This window comes from Microbacterium sp. NPDC078814, from assembly GCF_040702645.1.
In the GTDB taxonomy this organism is placed as follows: domain Bacteria; phylum Actinomycetota; class Actinomycetes; order Actinomycetales; family Microbacteriaceae; genus Microbacterium.
The window spans coordinates 341,888-359,932 of record NZ_JBFBLT010000003.1; the positions used below are offsets into that span (position 1 = coordinate 341,888).

Here is an 18,045-nt window from a genome sequence, read left to right on the forward strand (position 1 = left end):
CGGTCACCGCGCGGAGCCGTACCCTTCTTCGCCCAGCTCCTCGAGAATGCGGTTCAGATCCTGGATCGATGCGAAATCGATCGTGACCTGGCCTTTTCGTGCACCCAGGGAGATCCGGACGCGCGTGTTGAGCCGGTCTCCGAGCTTGCCGGCGACCTCGTCCAGGTAGGCCCGCCGCGCACCCGGGGTGGGCTTGGGAGTCTTCCCTGCGGACGGCTGCGACTTGGCGGCTTCCTCCGTCGCGCGAACGGACAGGTCTTCGTTGACGACCTTGTCCGCCAGACGCTGCATCGCTTCCGGAGAGTCCACGCTGAGGATCGCGCGGGCGTGTCCGGCGGTCAGTACGCCGGCGGCCACCCGCTGCTGCACCGGCACCGGCAGCTTGAGCAAGCGGATGGTGTTGCTGATCTGCGGACGGGAGCGGCCGATGCGCGTGGCCAGCTCCTCCTGGGTGATCCCGAAGTCGTCGAGGAGCTGCTGGTAGGCCGAAGCCTCTTCGAGAGGATTCAGCTCCGAGCGGTGCAGGTTCTCCAGCAGCGCGTCACGCAGGAGGTCCTCGTCGGCCGTGTCGCGGACGATGGCGGGGATGGCCTCGAGTCCGGCCTCGCGGGCGGCCCGCGTGCGCCGCTCCCCCATGATGAGCTCGTACTCGCCGTCGCTGTTCTTCCGGACGACCACCGGCTGCAGTACGCCGAACTCACGGACGCTGTGCACGAGTTCCGCGAGGTCCTCGGGGTTGAAGTGCGTGCGGGGCTGCCGCGGGTTCGGCACGATCGCCTGCGGGTCGACCTGGATCAGGTGGATCCCCGGCACCGCCTCGAGTTCGGTCTCGGGCGCGGCGTTGGCGCTCGTGGAGGGAGCCTCGGGGGTCGGAGCGATCTTCGCACCGGGGAAGAACACGTCGACGGGACGCTCGGTCTGGTCCGCCGTCGGGATGAGGGCGCCGATGCCGCGGCCGAGTCCAGTGCGCTTCGCCATTATTTCTCCTTGCTCTGCGTCTGTCGCGACGCGATTTCGACGGCGGCCTCGCGGTACGCGATCGCCCCGGCGGACTGACCGTCGTAGGCGATGACCGTCTGGCCGAAACTGGGGGCTTCCGACACACGGACGGAGCGCGGAATCACGGTGTCCAGCACCTGCGAGGGGAAGTGGGACCGCACTTCCTCCGCCACCTGCTGGGCCAGCCGCGTCCGTCCGTCGAACATCGTGAGGAGGATGGTCGACAGATGCAGCCCCGGGTTGAGGTGCTTCTGGATCATCTGGATGCTGCCGAGCAGCTGGCTCAGACCCTCCAGGGCGTAGTACTCGCACTGGATCGGGATGAAGACCTCGTTCGCGGCAGTGAAAGCGTTGATCGTGAGCAGCCCGAGGGAAGGAGGGCAGTCGATGATCACGAAGTCCACCGGATGCTCCGCGAGGTAGTCCTCCAGAGCCCGGCGGAGGCGGTGCTCTCGCGCCACCTGCGCGACGAGTTCGATCTCAGCACCCGCAAGGTGGATCGTGCTCGGCGCGCAAAAGAGGTTCGGGCTCTCGGGGCTGGGCTGAACGATCTCCGCAAGGGGGAACTCGTCGATGAGGACATCGTAGACACTCGGGGTGTCGGCGTTGTGCGGCACCCCAAGGGCAGTGGAGGCGTTCCCCTGGGGATCGAGGTCGATGACGAGGACCTTCGCGCCCAGTCCCGCCAGCGCGGATGCGATGTTCACGGCGCTGGTGGTCTTACCCACCCCGCCCTTCTGATTCGACACCGTCAGGATGCGGGTGTCGCCACTGAACTCGACGGAGACCCCTTCCAGCGCGCGGCGCCGGGCGGAGAGATCCGCGATTTCTCGCGCGAGGGGTGTATCCATCCCGAACGACTCGTTCGACGATGCCTTCTCGGACTGTTTCACGTGAAACATCCACTCCTTTCGGGGCCGCGTTCCACTCTAATCGCAGGTACGGACCTCGCATCACAGGCGCGACCAGGCAGCAGGGTGCGTGCCTCGCGCGCCGTGTCCGCCGAACGGACCGCATGGCGCTGGACACGGACGTTTCACGTGAAACGCCTGGCTACCCTCCCGTCCTGGAGATCGGCCTAGGTGCCACACCTTTTTGGCCTGTGGTCCGGCGTGACGGGCGGAACTGGCTTCGCCATCATCCGCGGCCCCCCCGGGTCACGTCGGGTCGGGAGCATGCTTCCGTCAGGTCCGCGAATCATCTCCTCCTTCTTCATCGGATCCGTCGCGCTACGAGGCCCTGGCACGCTCTCCTCGGCCCCCGCAGATGCTCCTCCCCCGCCCCGTCTGTGTTTCCATGCAGTCCCGCAGTCCAAGATCCGTAAGGGCCCCGACCCCCGGGGCTCGCGCCTGGACATGGGCATTACGGCACACGCAGGCCCCACCTCTACGGGTCCCAATCGGAGACCGAGACAGCCACCACGGAGCCAGGCCGCCAGGCGGGAGCACCCACCCATGCCGGCTTCCTTGTCCGTGTCTGAGCCCCCTGCACCCGCCTAGCTCGCCCGCACCACGCCAACGTCGTTTGAACCCCCACATCGAGCCTTGTCTACCCCAGGAACTCGGCGTAGTCCGCGTACGCCTGGTGTTCCGACCGCGCCTGCCTCCACCCGTCGCTGCCGCACGGGCCGGAGTGGCGCATGCCCCTCCCCCGGCACGCGATCCACGCGTCCGGTGAACGTACTGCTCCTCATGCGCGGGGACAGGCGATGAGCCCACACATTCGGTGCCGTTTCACGTGAAACGCCCAGGGATGCCCCCTGTGGGCGAGCGCTCACTCCGTGTCGCTGAGTACCGCAGGTGATCCAGTAGGCCGGCGTCACGCGATCTGTCGAAGACCGCGAGCACTGACGCCCGCTGGAGTGCGCCCTCCATGCCGCGCCCCAATCGAGTAGCTCAGCACGAGTGCTCGCCACGGTATGCCCTCGCGATTTCCCCAAGCCGACACGCGAGCTCCCGTGCGGACCCCGTCGACATCACGGCGATCCCTCGGCGCTCGGTCACGCACATGAAACCCACGCAGTCGCCGGCCCAGAAAGCACAACTCATTCGCCCGCGCCCGCCGGGGTGGTCACTGCCGCCTACAACCAGAGAATCGGACAGCCCACGCCGAATCCCTCACCAGTGGAGCCCCCGCGCCCACCGACGACCGCTCCCCAGCGGTGTCAAACACCGCGGGCACCACCGTGAGCGCGGGGCAACCCACGACCGATCCCCCACGACTAACGGCTCACGACGAACTGACTCTCAGCGTGCCGGGCTTCGTCAGATGACACAACCGCCCCGACCCCCGCCGCACCCGAGAGGGTGGTCACGTGAACCAGCGGCACGGCGCCCGGATCTCGGCTCTGCGCGCTGCGCTCCTTAGCCGACGACGCCGGGCAGCATCAGATGCTGGGCTTGCTTAGCGACACGGCTGGTCACCTCACGGCCCGTCGTCCGTCTACACCTGCTGTCGGCAACCGTTTCACGTGAAACCGCCGAATGACGCCCGACGTCAGCCTCTACGTGCTGCCACCGGTGGCCCATGCCGCCTCGCAGCATGAGGCACTCCGTTTGGGTACTGTCCCGGCCGTCCCGCACACGCACAGCCCTCGGCCGTCAACCGCTGTCGGTCATGGTTTCACGTGAAACAGCCCTCCCCCCGATGCTCGGCCCTGCGTGCTGCACTCCCTGCAAACTCCCGCCCCTGCGGACCAGGCACGCCCCTTGGATAGCAAGGCGATTGCTCTGCTTACTGAGAGCCCTGTAACCCAGCAGCTGTCGCCAGCGTTTCACGTGCAACGGCCGCACGGCTCCCAACCCTCGTCCCTGCGCTCCACGCTCCCTGACCTACGTCGCCGCACAGCCGTACGCGCTGGCTCTGGCAGCGAGGCGACATCTCCCCTCGAGAGCAGCGCTTGGCCCCCAGCTGTATTCATCCTGCCGTTTCACTGAAACGTCGGCCCGTGACTCTGACCTCAGCGCACCGACGGGCCCGATGCCAGAAGCTGCGCCTGTCGACGACGCACCTGCGTACGCCCATCGAGCCGCGCGGACCCTCGGTGAGCCGCAGTCCGGACACCTCGTCGCCCGTGTTCCACATGAAACGGACCAGGGTCGCCAGGGGGCCATCAAAGCGACGCACACACCTCTCGCCAATGCGTCCGGCCGGCTGAGCCAGCCAGTCCTCCGCCCGCCGTCGCGAGGACGTGCCGAGCGGAGCAGAACTTGCATTGCCACCCGATCTCGCATCTGGGCGCCCCTTTTAGGATTGCGGGCCCCACGACACATCGTGTCGGGCGTTCGTGACGAGTGGTTCTGCACGGTACGTGGCGTGGGTAACTTCTGGGGCGCCCCGGCCCTGCTCATGCGGGCACGGGAACCCTGCCTTGGCAGCTCCCGGAAGACGAGGTATGGCGACAGCCACGGCGCGGACGACCCTACCCCCAACGGTCGACGGGCACCGCCCACCCCTCAACCGGACGGGCCTCATCCCGCCCCGCCTTGGTGACACCTTCGCCTCACCATCGCGCCGCGGCCCATCCGCGTTCAGGTGCCCGCCGAGGCCCGAGAGCGACACCTGTCGACGCATCGGCGCACGGCAGTGTGACGGTTACCTACTCCCCTGCATCGCTTTCCTATCCGCCTCGGCCAACGGTGCGGAAATGAAGCTGTTTCACGTGAAACAACTGCCGTAGACCACCCGAACTGCAGCGTTCACACGCGCCATGCAGACGTCCGGACCCGTCCAGTTCGCCGCAGCCAGTCGGATTCACGCCCATTGCGCGGCGCACCGACTCAGCGCTTCCCAGCCCTGGCGCATCGATCCGCGCAGCGGCTCAATCGATGCGACGACAGGACGAACCTTCGCGGGGCGCGGTGAACGACGACTGCTCCGACTTCGATCTGGACGAACACAGCCGCAACCGCAGCGGAGCGGCCTACGGACGTGATCGCACGACATCGCCCCATGGAGAGTGATCTCCCGGCGACGTATCGACGGCGCCGGAAACATGGGGGCACGGTAGGACCCCGGGTCAGCCCCGTGTCCCGGGAGACGGCGACGTCTTCAGCGCACGGAGGCGCGGACGACTCGAGTGGTCTCCGGGAGCAACCCCTCGCCCAGCACTTCGACCCGAACATCCGCGAGCTTGAACTTCGCGATCTGCTTCCGTGCCGCTTCGATCTCGTTCGCGGCGTTCATCCCCTTCAACAGGGCCAGTTCCCCACCATCGCGGACCAGCGGAGCGGTCAGAGGGATCAGGGTCCGCAATGCGCTCACCGCACGAGCCGTGACGACATCGAAGGCGCCCTTCGCACGCACGTCCTCGGCACGAGCGCGGAGAATGGTGACATTCGTGAGCTCCAGGTCGTTCACTTGCTCGGTCAACCAATTGATCCGACGCTCCATCGGCTCCACGAGGGTCCACGACACGTCGGGCCGCGCGATCGCGAGCACCAGACCGGGCAGTCCGGCCCCGGACCCGATATCCGCGACGGAGCCGTGGAAGAGGGGCGCGGCGATCGCGCTGTTCAGGATGTGGCGCGTCCACAAGCGCGGCAGTTCCAGCGGCCCGATCAGGCCCCGCTCCTCCCCCTCACGCGCAAGGGAGTCCGTGAACCGTCGAGCGAGTTGCAGGCGCTCCCCGAAGATCCGGGCAGCGACGGCCGGCTCCTGCTCGACGGTCTTCTCGCCGAAGTCCTGCGTCTCGGACACGTGCCAGCGCTCGCCTTCCGCGCGTCAGTGCCGACGCAGGACCGTGTGCCGGTCCGCGCCCTCGCCGTACGACTCGGAAACGAGCCCGCGCTCGGCGGCGATGTCGTGGACCAGCTTGCGCTCATAGCTCGACATCGCCGGCAGCGAGGCCTGCGACGAGCCCTCATCGAGCTTCGCGGCCGCCGCCTCGACCAGAGTCACGAGCTGACGGCGCCGCGCGTCGCGGGATCCGCCGATGTCGAGGATGAGGCGCGAGAACGAGCCGGTCTTGTTCTGGACGGCGAGACGCGTGAGCTCCTGCAACGCCTGCACCGTATCGGGAGCGGAGAGCAGCGCGAGCCCGTCACCCTCGGCCTCGACGGAGACGTAAGCACGACCCTGACGGACGTCGAGGTTCAGATCACCGTCGATGTCTGCGATGTCGAGCAGCTCCTCGAGGTAGTCCGCCGCGACATCCCCCTCGTTCTCGAGCTGCGCCACAGTGGGCTCTGTGCTCCCGGTCACGACCTCGCTCATGACGCGTTCCCCTTCTTCTTCGCACGCTTCTTGCCGACCGGCTGCTGCCGCTTCGGCGCCGCCGCCTTCGCCTTCTCAGCCTCCTCGAGCAGACGCTGCTGCTCGGCCTCGTAGGCAGCCATCGGGACGACCTTGCCGGAGGAGTCGATCGCCTTGCCCTTGCGGGCGAGCCGCTCTTCGCGGGCCTTGGCGGCTTCGGAACCGGGAGTCGGCATCTCACGGATGACGAGGAACTGCTGCCCCATGGTCCAGAGGTTCGAGATGAACCAGTACACGACCACGCCGAGCGGGAAGAAGACACCGGAGAAGATGAAGCCCAGCGGCAGAACGTAGAGCATGATCTTCTGCATCTGGTACGCCTGGCCGGTCTTGGCCTCCGGCGAGAGGTTCTTCGAGATGATCTGCAGCTGCGTGAAGAACTGCGACGCGATCATCAGGACGACCAGGGTGATCAGAATGATGATCGCCGTGACGTTCTGGGCCTCGATCGCGTTGCCGAGGTTCTCGTGCAGGGACGCGACCCCGAAGAGCTTGGCGTCGTAGAACTCCTGCGTGAGTTCCGCGCTCAGCAGCCCGACACCGCCGACGCCCTGCGTCGCGTGCTTGCTGACGTCGCTCAGCACGCTGTAGAGCGAGAAGAAGATCGGCATCTGCACGAGCAGGGGCAGACAGCTCGACATCGGCGTCGTGCCGTGCTTCTTGTACAGCGCCATCGTCTCGCGACTCATCGCCTCGCGAGAGAGCTGGTCCTTCTTGCCGCGGTACTTCTCCTGGACTTTGCGCAGTTCAGGAGCGATTTCCATCATCTTCCGCTGGCTCTTGATCTGCTTCACGAACAGCGGGATGAGCGCTGCACGGACCACGATCACGAGGCCGACGATCGAGAGGACCCAGGTGATGCCGGACGCCGCCGGGAGACCGACGGCCGTCAGCAGCCAGTGCCAGGCGACGAGGATGAGCTCGACGACCCACTTCAGCGGCCACAGGATCGTGCCGAGCAGATCGAATCCGCCGGATGCCGGTTCCGGGCTGGGGGTGGCACTGGCGAACAGAAGGTCAAGACCCACCGATCAGTCCTTTCGGGAGGGGACGACGAAACCGTGTGCGGTCAGGTCGTAGCGGAAGTGTCGATGCGGTGTGACGTCGTCGACGCCTCCGCGAGACCAGGGGTTGCAGCGGAGGATGCGCCACGCCGAGAGCAGAGCCCCCCGCACGGCGCCGTGCTGCTGCACCGCACCTACAGCGTAGGCGGAACAGGAGGGGTAGTACGCACACACGTCCCCGTACATCGGCGAGACCACCTTGCGGTACCCCGCGAGAAGGGTCAGCACGGCGTTGCGCGGAAGGAGCGGAATGCTCCGGAGCACGTCGCGTCCGCGCATCTCTCCCGTGCCCACCGACGACGCCGGCAAGGCGGTCATGATGTGGCCTCGACGGGCGCGAGCCGCGCGAGACAGCGGTGCACGTCACTGCGGAGTTCCGCATACGACGCCGTCGCCGACGCAGGAAGGGCACGGATGACGACATCCGTGCCCTGAGGAACACGTGGGAGCGCCTCCGCACAGACGGCTTTGAGTCGCCGGCGCACGGTGTTGCGCACCACAGCGGTGCCCACCTGCTTGCTGATGATGAAACCGAAACGCGCTGCTCTGCTCTCACCGGTCGCCAGCATGGAGGTGAGGACGCGGGCCCCGCCACAACGCGATCCGCGTCGAACGACCAGTCGGTAGTCGCTCCCGCGGGTCAAACGGAACGGGCGGGCGAGCACAGCTGCTTACGCGGAGAGCTCGGTACGGCCCTTCGCGCGGCGTGCCGAGAGGATGGCACGGCCGGCGCGGGTGCGCATGCGGGCACGGAAGCCGTGCTTCTTGGCGCGACGACGGTTGTTGGGCTGGAAGGTGCGCTTGCTCATGAGATCACTCCGGGAATGCTGCCACCGGATTCACTTCGACCGGAGACATAGGGAACTGCCGTACAGGCATAAGTCAACCGATTAAGGGTACGTCTTGGCGGCGCACAGGGCAAATCTGCCTGTCACGGCCTAGGCGGCCCCGCGCGCGAGGGTGCGATCCACCTCCGGCGGCGCCCACTGCCGAAGGCGCACCGTCACCAGGCCGGTCGCCGAGCCGTCACCGACCCCGTAAGCGAGGACCACACGGTCCGGGTTCACCCTTCCACCATCCGGGGTGATGGTCATCGCGACAGGCCGAAGCGCCCGCAGGAACTCCTCCTCCGAGCTGTCCCTCCCCCATCGCGCACCCTCCCACGCCTGGAAGAGCTGCGCCGCGGCGGAGTCCTCCCGGCGCAGCGCGGACGCGATGGTGTCCCGGGCGAGGCCATCGGCCACCTGGGGGTGATCGAGCATCACATCGATGTCGTCGACGGCCGCTTGCGTCAGCCGGTCGGGATAGTCGATCTCCAGTCGCGCACGGATCTGCTCTCCCGCGAAGTCGATCGTCTCCTCCATGGCGCCGCCGCCGGCGCCGCCGTCGAGAAGGATGGGTCCGAGATGCCGACTCTCCATGGCCGTCACACCCCGAGATCCGCGCTCAGGCGCTCATCGGCCAGCAGCGTCCGCACCGTCTGCTCCGCGTTCGCATCGGTCTGGAAGTAATCCGCCACCGTCGCGTCGAACAGGTCGTGGCCGCGGGAGTACTCGGCGATCGTCAGGTCAAGGCAGCGCACGACGAGGGCATGCAGGGCGGTCGCCTCTGCGTGCGTTCCGTTCGAGGACCAGCCGATCCCCGCGCTTCGCGGCGTGGGCGCACTGGCCGGTGCGCTGCCGAGCGCCGATCGGGCACCGGACAGCGTCTCCTCGATCCGACCCATGTTGCGTGACACGATGTTCGCGTCCGTCTTGTCGATCCGCATCGCCCCGTCGCGGACCGGATACTCGCCCAGCGTGGACGCGTCGAGGTTGTAGCTCGCGAGATCACCGCGGATCGTCGACTCGGCGGAGGTCAGCATCGTGGCCAGCGCCTTCTCCTGGGCGGTGATCGTCTCGTCCAGCTTCTTCAGCGCGTCGGTCAGGGACTTCAGGATCGTGTCGTAGGAGCTCCCCGAGATCGCGGCATTGGCGGTAATGCCGGCGAGGGCCGTGTTCGCCGCGAAGGCCACACCGCCCAGACCGGCGACGGCAGCGACGGTTCCCGCGCCCGCCGTGACGATCGATCCCACTGCACCGGCGACCGCGGCGAGCACCGTCAACTGGAACGTCGCGGTCGCCGCCGACGAGTTCTTCGCCTGGGTCTCCCAGGCCACCCGGGCGCTGTCGCAGATCGTCGCGACGTCGTCACCCACCGCCGGCCACATCGCCCCGCACGCGGCGTAGTTCGCCTGGAGGATCTTCGCGGCCTGCCCGATGCCCGGGTGCACCGCCGAGAACTGGGTGTAGTACTTGTCGACGAAGGGATCCCGGAAGCTCCCGTCCATCCGGTTCAGGACCACCTCGGCGACGGTCCCGTTGGATGTGGCGATATCGCTCCCGCCCATGGCGTTCGGATCCGTCCCCGAGGCGCCGAGCTGAGCTGCCGCCGCGTTGGCGGCACTCTGCGGGGTGGCACACGCGGAACCGTCCGGGAGATTCCGCCACCGCTCGACGAGGCCGTCGATCGTGGAACGGATGGCGTCGAACTGGGCGACGCAGGACACACCGTCCCCGTACCCCACGCTCTCACCGCCGCCGGAGCCGTCGGCTTCGGGCCGGAAGTACTGATACGGGGCCCAGCCCCACTTCGCGTAGGTGCCCTCGTTCCCCCACACGGGGTCGAAGCCCTGGTCCGCCATCCAACAGTCGATGGCGGCTCGTTTCATCTTTCCGATGATCTCGTCCAGCTCGGCGTATCCGGCCACTTCTCATCCCCCCGTCTCGTCGAATGAGGGCGGCATCGATCCGGTCGACCATGCGAACCGGAGGACGTCCGTATCCCCCCGGGTATGCTATTCGAACCGTCGATGAGCGGGAAGTGCTGTCCCAGCGAGAGGCCGCGATGACCCACCAGCAGACCCATTCCGACTCCGGTTCCGAGACCACCCGCGACGGCAGGCGGACTCGGACGCTCCCCACCGCGGCGATCGCCACGGGAGTCGTCTCTCTCATCCTCCTGGTCGCCCTCGCCGTTCCGTACTACGCGCTCCAGAATCCCTGGCTGATCCCCGTCTTCGTCCTCGGCGCCGCAGCCGCGATCGGCGGAATCGTCCTTGCCCGCCGCGCGCGCCGCGCTCCTTCGGACGAGCGCCGCACGGCGGGTCTCGGGCTGGCAGCCGCCCTCGCCGCCCTCCTCCTCGCGCTCATCCTGCTGATCGTCTTCCTGAGCGGACTCTGGTCACCCCCGCTGAACAAGGTGTTCCTCGAAGGAACGGGACCGCAGTCCGGGGTGACAGCCACCTTCAGCAGCGACACCGAGACCAGGACCCTCCCCTGGCCGGCGGTCGGGAACGCGCAGTACACCACGTCGGAGTCGTCGGCCTGGATCACGATCACGGCACCCACCGACAGCGACGATCAGACGGTGGGATGCAAGATCTACTGGAACGACGAGCTGGTCGTCGAGGAGACGTCGGATTCCGGCACGGTCAGCTGCGAGTACGACGCCGACTGAGAGCACTCGCCTCCGCTCCACACAGGAGCTATCCACAACCCCGGCCACGCGACCGAGCCGCCACGGGGCTTGATTCTCCGCGGCAGGTTGCCGTTCCCGACGACGATGACTAGCGTGGGCATCCGTAGTTATCCACAGGGCAGCCTCTCCCGCGCTCCCTTCCCGAACATCGTCCGGAGCACCATGTCCTCATCAGCCCAGCCCGAAGTCCCGATCTGGACCACGGTGCAGGAGCTGCTGGAAGCCGACGACCGGGTCACCCCCCAGCTCCAGGGGTTCCTGAGTCTCGCGGTACCGGCCGGCGTGATGTCGGCGACGCTCTACCTCGAGGTGCCGAACGACCTCACCGCGGCCCAGATCAACAAGCGCCTCCGGCTGCCCATCATGGAAGCCCTCGCGCACATCGGCGAGGAGGTCACCTCGTACCGGGTCGTCGTGAACCACGAACTGGCCGAGCAGCCCACCGCCCCCATCGCCGTGGCGGACTTCGGTCGGCAGGAACCGGTGCGCGCCGAGTCCCCGATGGAGCAGCCCGCGGCCGTGCGTCACGAGTCGCGCCTCAACCCGAAGTACACCTTCGACAACTTCGTGATCGGCCAGTCCAACCGGTTCGCCCATGCCGCGGCGGTCGCGGTGGCCGAAGCGCCGGCCAAGGCCTACAACCCGCTCTTCATCTACGGCGACTCCGGACTGGGCAAGACCCACCTCCTCCACGCCATCGGCGACTACGCGCAGTCCCTCTATGCGGGGGTCAAGGTGCGGTACGTGTCGAGTGAGGAGTTCACGAACGACTTCATCAACTCGATCGCCAACAACCGCGGTGCCGCGTTCCAGGCGCGCTACCGCGACGTGGACATCCTCCTCATCGACGACATCCAGTTCCTCCAGGGGCGCGCGGAGACGCAGGAGGCGTTCTTCCACACCTTCAACACCTTGCATGATCACAACAAGCAGGTCGTCATCACGAGCGATGTCGCGCCGAAGCACCTGACCGGCTTCGAGGACCGCATGCGCAGCCGCTTCGAGTGGGGCCTCATCACCGACGTGCAGGCACCCGACCTCGAGACCCGCATCGCGATCCTGCGCAAGAAGGCGCAGAGCGAAGCCCTCCACATCCCCGACGAGGTGCTCGAGTACATCGCCACGGTCGTGTCCTCGAACATCCGCGAACTCGAGGGCGCACTCATCCGCGTCTCGGCGTTCGCGAGCCTGAACCGCTCGGCCCTCGACATCTCCCTCGCCCAGACCGTGCTGCGGGACATCATCGACACGGCCGAGGACAACATCATCTCGCCGACCGACATCATCACGGCGACCGCACAGTACTTCAAGCTCACCGTCGACGATCTCTACGGCTCCAGCCGCTCGCAGCAGATCGCCACCGCACGGCAGATCGCCATGTACCTCTGCCGTGAGCGCACCAGCCTCTCCCTCCCGAAGATCGGGCAGCTCTTCGGCAACCGGGACCACACGACGGTCATGTACGCCTACAAGAAGATCAGCGAGCTCATGAAGGAGCGCCGCTCGATCTACAACCAGGTGACCGAGATCACCACGCAGCTCGGTCGTCGCTGACGCCTGAGCGCACGAGAGGGACGCCATCCGACACCGGAGGGCGTCCCTTCGGCGTTTGACAGGTCCCTGACCGCCGGATAAATACGTCTATGCACATGTGGATAACTTGTGGATGACCGTGGAACGCGCCGACGCAGATGTGTGTCGATCGGGGAAACCTGTGGATAACCGCGGGACGGTCTGATCGCGACGGACCCTCGTCCACCCGCGGATTCCTCAGGGTCTCCACAAGTGACAAGTGTGTAGTTCCTTACTCGCGCTTGCTTTCCACCGACTTATCCACAGTATCCACAGGTGTTAACACCGTTAAGGAGTTAAGTCATTCAGGGTGCGATCCGATCACCAGACGGTGGGGAGAACCGGTCCGGGGCATCACAAGTCCTCCGGCGTAGGGAAGCGCAGGACTGTGGGGCTAGCATGGGATTCCCTGCACAGGCAGGGCCCGACGACGACCCGTCATGTTCGACGACAAGGGAGCACCCGTGAGGTTTCAGGTCAACCGCGATGTCTTCAGCGAGGCTGTGTCCTTCGTCGTCAAGCTGCTCCCCCAGCGCAATCCGCAGCCGATCCTCGCCGGAGTGCTGATCGAGGCCGACGGTTCGGGACTCACGCTCTCGGCCTTCGACTACGAGGCCTCCGCACGGACCACCATCGAGGCGACGGTCGAGACCCCGGGCACGATCCTCGTCCACGGCCGCCTGCTCTCGGACATCGCGAGCCGCCTCCCGAACGCCCCCATCGAGATCGCCGTGGAGGATGACGGCGGGATCGCGGTGACCTGCGGCTCGGCGCGCTTCACCCTCGCGGCCATGCCGGTCGAGGAATACCCGTCGATTCCCGAGGTCTCCGGATCCTCCGGCGTCGTCCCGGCCGACGAATTCGGCACCGCGATCGCCCAGGTCGGCTTCGCCGCATCCCGTGACGACGTGACTCCGGTGCTGACGGGTGTCCAGCTCGAGGTCACCGGACACACCCTCAGCCTCGTCGCCACCGACCGCTACCGGGTCTCGCTCCGTGACGTGCCGTGGGATGGAGAAGCCGTCGAGGCCACCGCGCTGGTCCCCGCTCGCACGCTCGTCGAGGTCGGAAAGACCTTCGGGCACGCCGGCACGATCCAGATCGCGTTCTCGGGGGCCGGAGACCGCGAGATCATCGCGTTCACCGCCGGCAACAAGACCGTGACCTCGCTGCTCATCAAGGGCAACTTCCCCCCGGTCCGGCGCCTCTTCCCCGAGCAGACCGACCACTACGCCGTCGTCAACACCGCCGACCTTATCGAGGCCGTCCGCCGCGTGTCCCTCGTGCTCGACCGCGCCGCGCCGCTGCGCTTCACGTTCTCGACCGACAGCGTCACGATGGACGCCTCCGGTAGCGAGCACGCCCGCGCCTCCGAGTCGGTCGACGCCATCCTCTCCGGCGGCGACGAGGTGACCCTGGGGCTCAACCCGCAGTACCTCATCGAGGCGCTCGGCGCGGTCAAGAGCGAGTTCGTGCGGGTGACCTTCACCTCCAGCGACAACGCCAACAAGCTCAGCCCCGTGCTCATCACCAGCCAGACCTCGGTCGACCAGGCGGGCCTGGACTCGTTCAAGTACCTGCTGCAGCCCAACCTCCTCCTGCGCTGAGCGCGAGCTCTCGCCCCGAGGGAGTGTCCGACCCGGAAGGTAGGCTGGCTCCGTGATTGTGGAGCACCTCAGCCTGGTCGATTTCCGCAATTACGCGACCGCGGAACTCGCCCTGCACCGAGGGCCGAACGTCCTCGTCGGGCGGAACGGCCAGGGCAAGACGAACCTCGCCGAAGCCGTGGTCTTCCTCGCGACGCTCGGGTCGCATCGGGTGTCGTCCGACGCTCCGATGGTGCGGGACGGCCAGGACTACGCGGTCATCCGTGCGCGGCTCTCCCACGGTGAGCGGCGTGTGCTCGTCGAGGTACAGCTCAATCGACAGGGGTCGAACAAGGCGCGCATCAACGGCTCGCCGTCGAAGACCAACGAGCTCCCCCGCTACGCGCACGTCGTCCTCTTCGCGCCGGAAGACCTCCAGATCGTCCGTGGAGACCCGTCGGCTCGGCGCCGGTTCGCCGATCAACTCCTCATCCAGCGCACCCCGCGCCTCGCCGCGGTACTGGCCGACTACGATCGCGTGCTCAAGCAGCGCAACGCCCTTCTCAAGTCGGCGCGGGCGCGCGGCATCCGCGGTGAGGCCTTGAGCACCCTGGACGTCTGGGACGACAAGCTCGTCTCGCTGGGATCGGAGATCATCACGGCGCGGCAGCGGTTGGCTTCCGATCTGCAGCAGCCGGTGGCCGATGCCTATGCGGCGATTGCGGGCGCCGATCACCGACCGCAACTGGACTGGGCCCTGTCCGTCGCCGGCAGCGATCCGGAGGACGACGACGATCGGGACGCCGCCGACGGCCCCACTCCCGTGGATGACGTGCGCGGAGACTCCCGCCGGATCGCCGAGATGTTCCGCGCCTCGCTGGCGGCCAAACGATCGAATGAGCTCGACCGCGGTCTCACCCTCACCGGACCCCATCGGGACGACTTGGTGCTGCGGGTCCGCGACCTTCCCGTGAAGGGCTACGCCTCGCACGGCGAGTCCTGGTCGGTCGCGCTCGCTCTGCGGCTGGCATCCGCCGAGCTGCTGCGCAGCGAGTCTCCCGCCGGCGACCCGGTGCTCATCCTCGACGACGTCTTCGCCGAGCTGGACGCCGATCGGCGCCAGCGCCTCGCCACCCTCACCGCGGGCTACGAGCAGGTGGTGGTGACTGCCGCGGTGGAGGAGGATATCCCCGATGTGCTCCACGCCCACGTCGTGCGCATCGCAGCGGGCACCATCACCGACGAGCGCGACCGGTCGCAGGAAGAGGAGGGTGCGCAGGATGACTGACGTCGTCACGGACAGCGCAGCCCCGGCGGAGGCGCCGGAGACCGTCGCCACCTATCTGCGGCTGCGCGGGCTCAAGCCGAGCGCCAAGAACTGGAAGCGCAAGCGACGGATCTCGGTCGACGACGACAACGCGCCGTTCACTCCCGGACGCGATCCGGGAACCCTCGGTGCGGTCCTCGACACCCTCACCCGTGAATCCGGCTGGGAGACGACGCTCGCGCGGGAGGACCTCGTCCGGCAGTGGGCCGACCTCGCCGGAGCGGACACCGCGAAGCACTCGGAGCCGGTGTCGCTCGAGCGGGGACTGCTCACCGTGAAGTGCGATTCCACGGCGTGGGCGAAGAACCTGCAGTTCATGCGTGCGACCATCCTCACGGAGATCGGACGACGGTATCCGGAGGCGGGGGTGGAGAACCTCCGCTTCATCGGACCGGACGTCCCCTCGTGGAAATGGGGTCCCAGAGCCGTTCCAGGGCGGGGCCCGCGCGATACCTACGGGTAGGGCACCATGCAAGGGGTCCGAAACGCTCAGAGGGCCACACGCGGCCGTTGAGCGGCATTTCGACTCGAAACCCGGCTAGAATGGGAGTTCGAGATATCGATCTGGAGAATGCCCTCTGATGACGCCTGAATCCCCTGCTGACGAGACGGAACCGAACAACGACGCTTCGTCGGGCTCACAGGCCGGAGAATCGGCGGCACCCGCACCGAAGAAGCAGCAGCCCGGTGAGTACGGCGCCGACTCGATCCAGATCCTCGAAGGACTCGAGGCCGTGCGCAAGCGCCCCGGCATGTACATCGGCTCGACCGGACCCCGCGGCCTGCACCACCTCGTCTACGAGATCGTCGACAACTCCGTCGATGAGGCGCTGGCCGGCTACGCCGACACGATCCTCGTCACCCTTCTCGCCGACGGCGGCGTGCGCGTGGTCGACAACGGGCGCGGCATCCCCGTCGACCCGCACTCCTCCGACCCGTCGAAGTCCACGGTCGAGGTCGTGCTCACGATCCTGCACGCGGGCGGCAAGTTCGGCGGCGGCGCCTATGCCGTCTCCGGCGGTCTGCACGGCGTCGGTTCCTCGGTCGTGAACGCCCTCTCGACCCGCTTCGACGTGGAGGTCAAGCAGAAGGGCTTCGTCTGGCGGCACAGCTTCGCCGAGGGCGGCGTCCCGCAGCAGAAGCTCGAGAAGGGCGAGGCCACCGAGGAGACCGGGACGAGCATCACGTTCTGGCCGGACGCGGAGATCTTCCAGGAGACGGTCGAGTTCGACTACGACACGCTCCGCACCCGGTTCCAGCAGATGGCGTTCCTCAACAAGGGACTGCGCATCGAGCTGTCCGACGAGCGCCCGGAGTCGGCGTACGAGACGGAGGAAGACGGCCAGGCGGTCACGAAGCAGCCGAGCGACGTCTTCTTCTACGAGCGCGGCCTCGTCGACTACGTCGAGTACCTGAACAAGGTGCGCCACGCCGAGGTCGTCAACGAGGAGATCATCGCCTTCGAGTCGGAGGACACGGCGCGCAAGATCTCGCTCGAGGTCGCGATGCAGTGGACCACGTCCTACACGGAGAACGTGTTCACCTACGCGAACACGATCAACACGCACGAGGGCGGCACGCACGAGGAGGGCTTCCGGGCGGCGCTCACCACGCTCGTCAACCGCTACGCCCGTGCGAACAACCTCCTCAAGGAGAAGGACGACAACCTCTCCGGCGACGACGTGCGTGAGGGGCTGACCGCCGTCATCTCGATCAAGCTCGGCGAGCCCCAGTTCGAGGGTCAGACCAAGACCAAGCTCGGCAACACCGAGGCGAAGGCCTTCGTGCAGAAGGTCGTCGGCGATCAGCTCGGCGACTGGTTCGACCGCAACCCGACCCAGGCGAAGAACGTCATCCGCAAGGCGATCGACGCGGCGACGGCACGCCTCGCCGCCCGCAAGGCGCGCGAGACGGCTCGACGCAAGAGCGTCTTCGAGTCGGCGGCGATGCCCGACAAGCTCAAGGACTGCACGAGCAAGGACCCGTCGATCAGCGAGATCTTCCTCGTGGAGGGCGACTCGGCCGGTGGTTCCGCGGTGCAGGGTCGCGACCCGCACACGCAGGCGATCCTCGCGCTGCGCGGCAAGATCCTCAACGTCGAGCGCGCGCGTCTCGACAAGGCGCTCGGCAACAAGGAAGTCCAGGCGATGATCCAGGCCTTCGGTACGGGCATCGGCGAGGAGTTCGACATCGAGAAGGCGCGCTATCACAAGATCGTGCTGATGGCCGATGCCGACGTCGACGGCCAGCACATCACCACCCTGCTGCTCACGCTGCTGTTCCGCTACATGCGCGGACTCATCGAGGCCGGCTTCGTGTACCTCGCGATGCCGCCGCTCTACCGCCTCAAGTGGTCGAACGCGGCACACGAGTACGTGTTCAGCGACGCCGAGCGCGACGCGCTGCTGGCCTACGGGCTGGAGAACGGCAAGCGCATCCCGAAGGACGCCGGCATCCAGCGCTACAAGGGTCTCGGCGAGATGAACGCCAAGGAGCTCTGGGAGACCACGATGGACCACACCACCCGGACGCTCCGCCAGGTGACCATCGAGGACGCCGCCGCCGCGGACGAGATCTTCAGCGTGCTGATGGGCGAGGACGTGGAATCGCGTCGGAGCTTCATCCAGCGCAACGCCAAGGACGTCCGGTTCCTCGACATCTGATCACCGCGGGGTCCCTGAGCGTGTGCCAGGGGATCCGACGCCTCGACAAGCTCAGCCAACCA

16 protein-coding genes are annotated in these 18,045 nt (G+C 67.2%); 6 read left to right on the plus strand and 10 right to left on the minus strand.

Translation table 11 applies throughout. The annotated features are described in order from the left end of the window. Positions 1-3 precede the first annotated feature (3 nt). The 10 genes from AB0300_RS07860 to AB0300_RS07905 all read right to left on the minus strand — a co-directional run bounded on the left by AB0300_RS07860 (position 4) and on the right by AB0300_RS07905 (position 10,026). Positions 4-978, minus strand: a complete 975-nt coding sequence (locus AB0300_RS07860; protein WP_025102862.1) for a ParB/RepB/Spo0J family partition protein — start codon at positions 976-978, stop codon at positions 4-6. Then, complete coding sequence (locus tag AB0300_RS07865; RefSeq protein ID WP_025102863.1) at positions 978-1,901, minus strand: ParA family protein; 924 nt, start codon at positions 1,899-1,901, stop codon at positions 978-980. The genes AB0300_RS07860 and AB0300_RS07865 overlap by 1 nt, the downstream gene beginning before the upstream one ends. Before the next feature lie 3,148 nt (positions 1,902-5,049). After that, a complete protein-coding gene (rsmG, locus tag AB0300_RS07870; protein WP_062765888.1) occupies positions 5,050-5,697 on the minus strand; it encodes a 16S rRNA (guanine(527)-N(7))-methyltransferase RsmG in 648 nt (215 codons plus the stop codon). Between the two features lie 24 nt (positions 5,698-5,721). Continuing rightward, positions 5,722-6,213: a R3H domain-containing nucleic acid-binding protein gene (locus AB0300_RS07875; protein WP_025102865.1), complete on the minus strand. Its 492-nt coding sequence runs from the start codon at positions 6,211-6,213 to the stop codon at positions 5,722-5,724. Continuing rightward, positions 6,210-7,280 (minus strand): membrane protein insertase YidC, encoded by a 1,071-nt coding sequence (gene yidC, locus AB0300_RS07880; protein ID WP_060921330.1) that lies wholly within the window; start codon positions 7,278-7,280, stop codon positions 6,210-6,212. Before yidC ends, AB0300_RS07875 begins: the two co-directional genes overlap by 4 nt. A gap of 3 nt (positions 7,281-7,283) precedes the next feature. Next, complete coding sequence (gene yidD / locus AB0300_RS07885; protein WP_062765898.1) at positions 7,284-7,634, minus strand: membrane protein insertion efficiency factor YidD; 351 nt, start codon at positions 7,632-7,634, stop codon at positions 7,284-7,286. After that, the gene (gene rnpA, locus AB0300_RS07890) at positions 7,631-7,981 is read right to left on the minus strand and encodes a ribonuclease P protein component (protein WP_081811539.1); all 351 of its coding nucleotides are present in this window, start codon (positions 7,979-7,981) and stop codon (positions 7,631-7,633) included. Before rnpA ends, yidD begins: the two co-directional genes overlap by 4 nt. Positions 7,982-7,987: 6 nt before the next feature. Next, positions 7,988-8,125: a 50S ribosomal protein L34 gene (gene rpmH, locus AB0300_RS07895; protein ID WP_022879826.1), complete on the minus strand. Its 138-nt coding sequence runs from the start codon at positions 8,123-8,125 to the stop codon at positions 7,988-7,990. Positions 8,126-8,254: 129 nt separating this feature from the next. Beyond that, positions 8,255-8,746, minus strand: coding sequence for a hypothetical protein (locus AB0300_RS07900; RefSeq protein WP_029989164.1), 492 nt, complete (start codon positions 8,744-8,746; stop codon positions 8,255-8,257). Beyond that, positions 8,743-10,026, minus strand: a complete 1,284-nt coding sequence (locus AB0300_RS07905; RefSeq protein ID WP_157544401.1) for a hypothetical protein — start codon at positions 10,024-10,026, stop codon at positions 8,743-8,745. The genes AB0300_RS07900 and AB0300_RS07905 overlap by 4 nt, the downstream gene beginning before the upstream one ends. A 152-nt stretch (positions 10,027-10,178) precedes the next feature. Between AB0300_RS07905 and AB0300_RS07910 the strand changes: the two genes are divergently transcribed. The 6 genes from AB0300_RS07910 to gyrB all read left to right on the plus strand — a co-directional run bounded on the left by AB0300_RS07910 (position 10,179) and on the right by gyrB (position 17,983). Next, the gene (locus AB0300_RS07910) at positions 10,179-10,814 is read left to right on the plus strand and encodes a hypothetical protein (RefSeq protein ID WP_025102870.1); all 636 of its coding nucleotides are present in this window, start codon (positions 10,179-10,181) and stop codon (positions 10,812-10,814) included. 183 nt (positions 10,815-10,997) lie between these two features. Next, positions 10,998-12,389 carry a chromosomal replication initiator protein DnaA gene (dnaA, locus tag AB0300_RS07915; RefSeq protein ID WP_062765903.1) on the plus strand — a complete coding sequence of 464 codons (1,392 nt, stop codon included), beginning with the start codon at positions 10,998-11,000 and terminating at the stop codon, positions 12,387-12,389. Positions 12,390-12,871: 482 nt separating this feature from the next. Beyond that, positions 12,872-14,014 (plus strand): DNA polymerase III subunit beta, encoded by a 1,143-nt coding sequence (gene dnaN / locus AB0300_RS07920; protein ID WP_025102872.1) that lies wholly within the window; start codon positions 12,872-12,874, stop codon positions 14,012-14,014. Between the two features lie 52 nt (positions 14,015-14,066). After that, positions 14,067-15,281 carry a DNA replication/repair protein RecF gene (gene recF, locus AB0300_RS07925; protein ID WP_366215798.1) on the plus strand — a complete coding sequence of 405 codons (1,215 nt, stop codon included), beginning with the start codon at positions 14,067-14,069 and terminating at the stop codon, positions 15,279-15,281. Next, positions 15,274-15,783, plus strand: a complete 510-nt coding sequence (locus tag AB0300_RS07930; protein WP_025102874.1) for a DciA family protein — start codon at positions 15,274-15,276, stop codon at positions 15,781-15,783. Before recF ends, AB0300_RS07930 begins: the two co-directional genes overlap by 8 nt. Before the next feature lie 118 nt (positions 15,784-15,901). Continuing rightward, positions 15,902-17,983 carry a DNA topoisomerase (ATP-hydrolyzing) subunit B gene (gene gyrB / locus AB0300_RS07935; RefSeq protein ID WP_025102875.1) on the plus strand — a complete coding sequence of 694 codons (2,082 nt, stop codon included), beginning with the start codon at positions 15,902-15,904 and terminating at the stop codon, positions 17,981-17,983. The last annotated feature ends 62 nt before the right edge of the window (positions 17,984-18,045 follow it).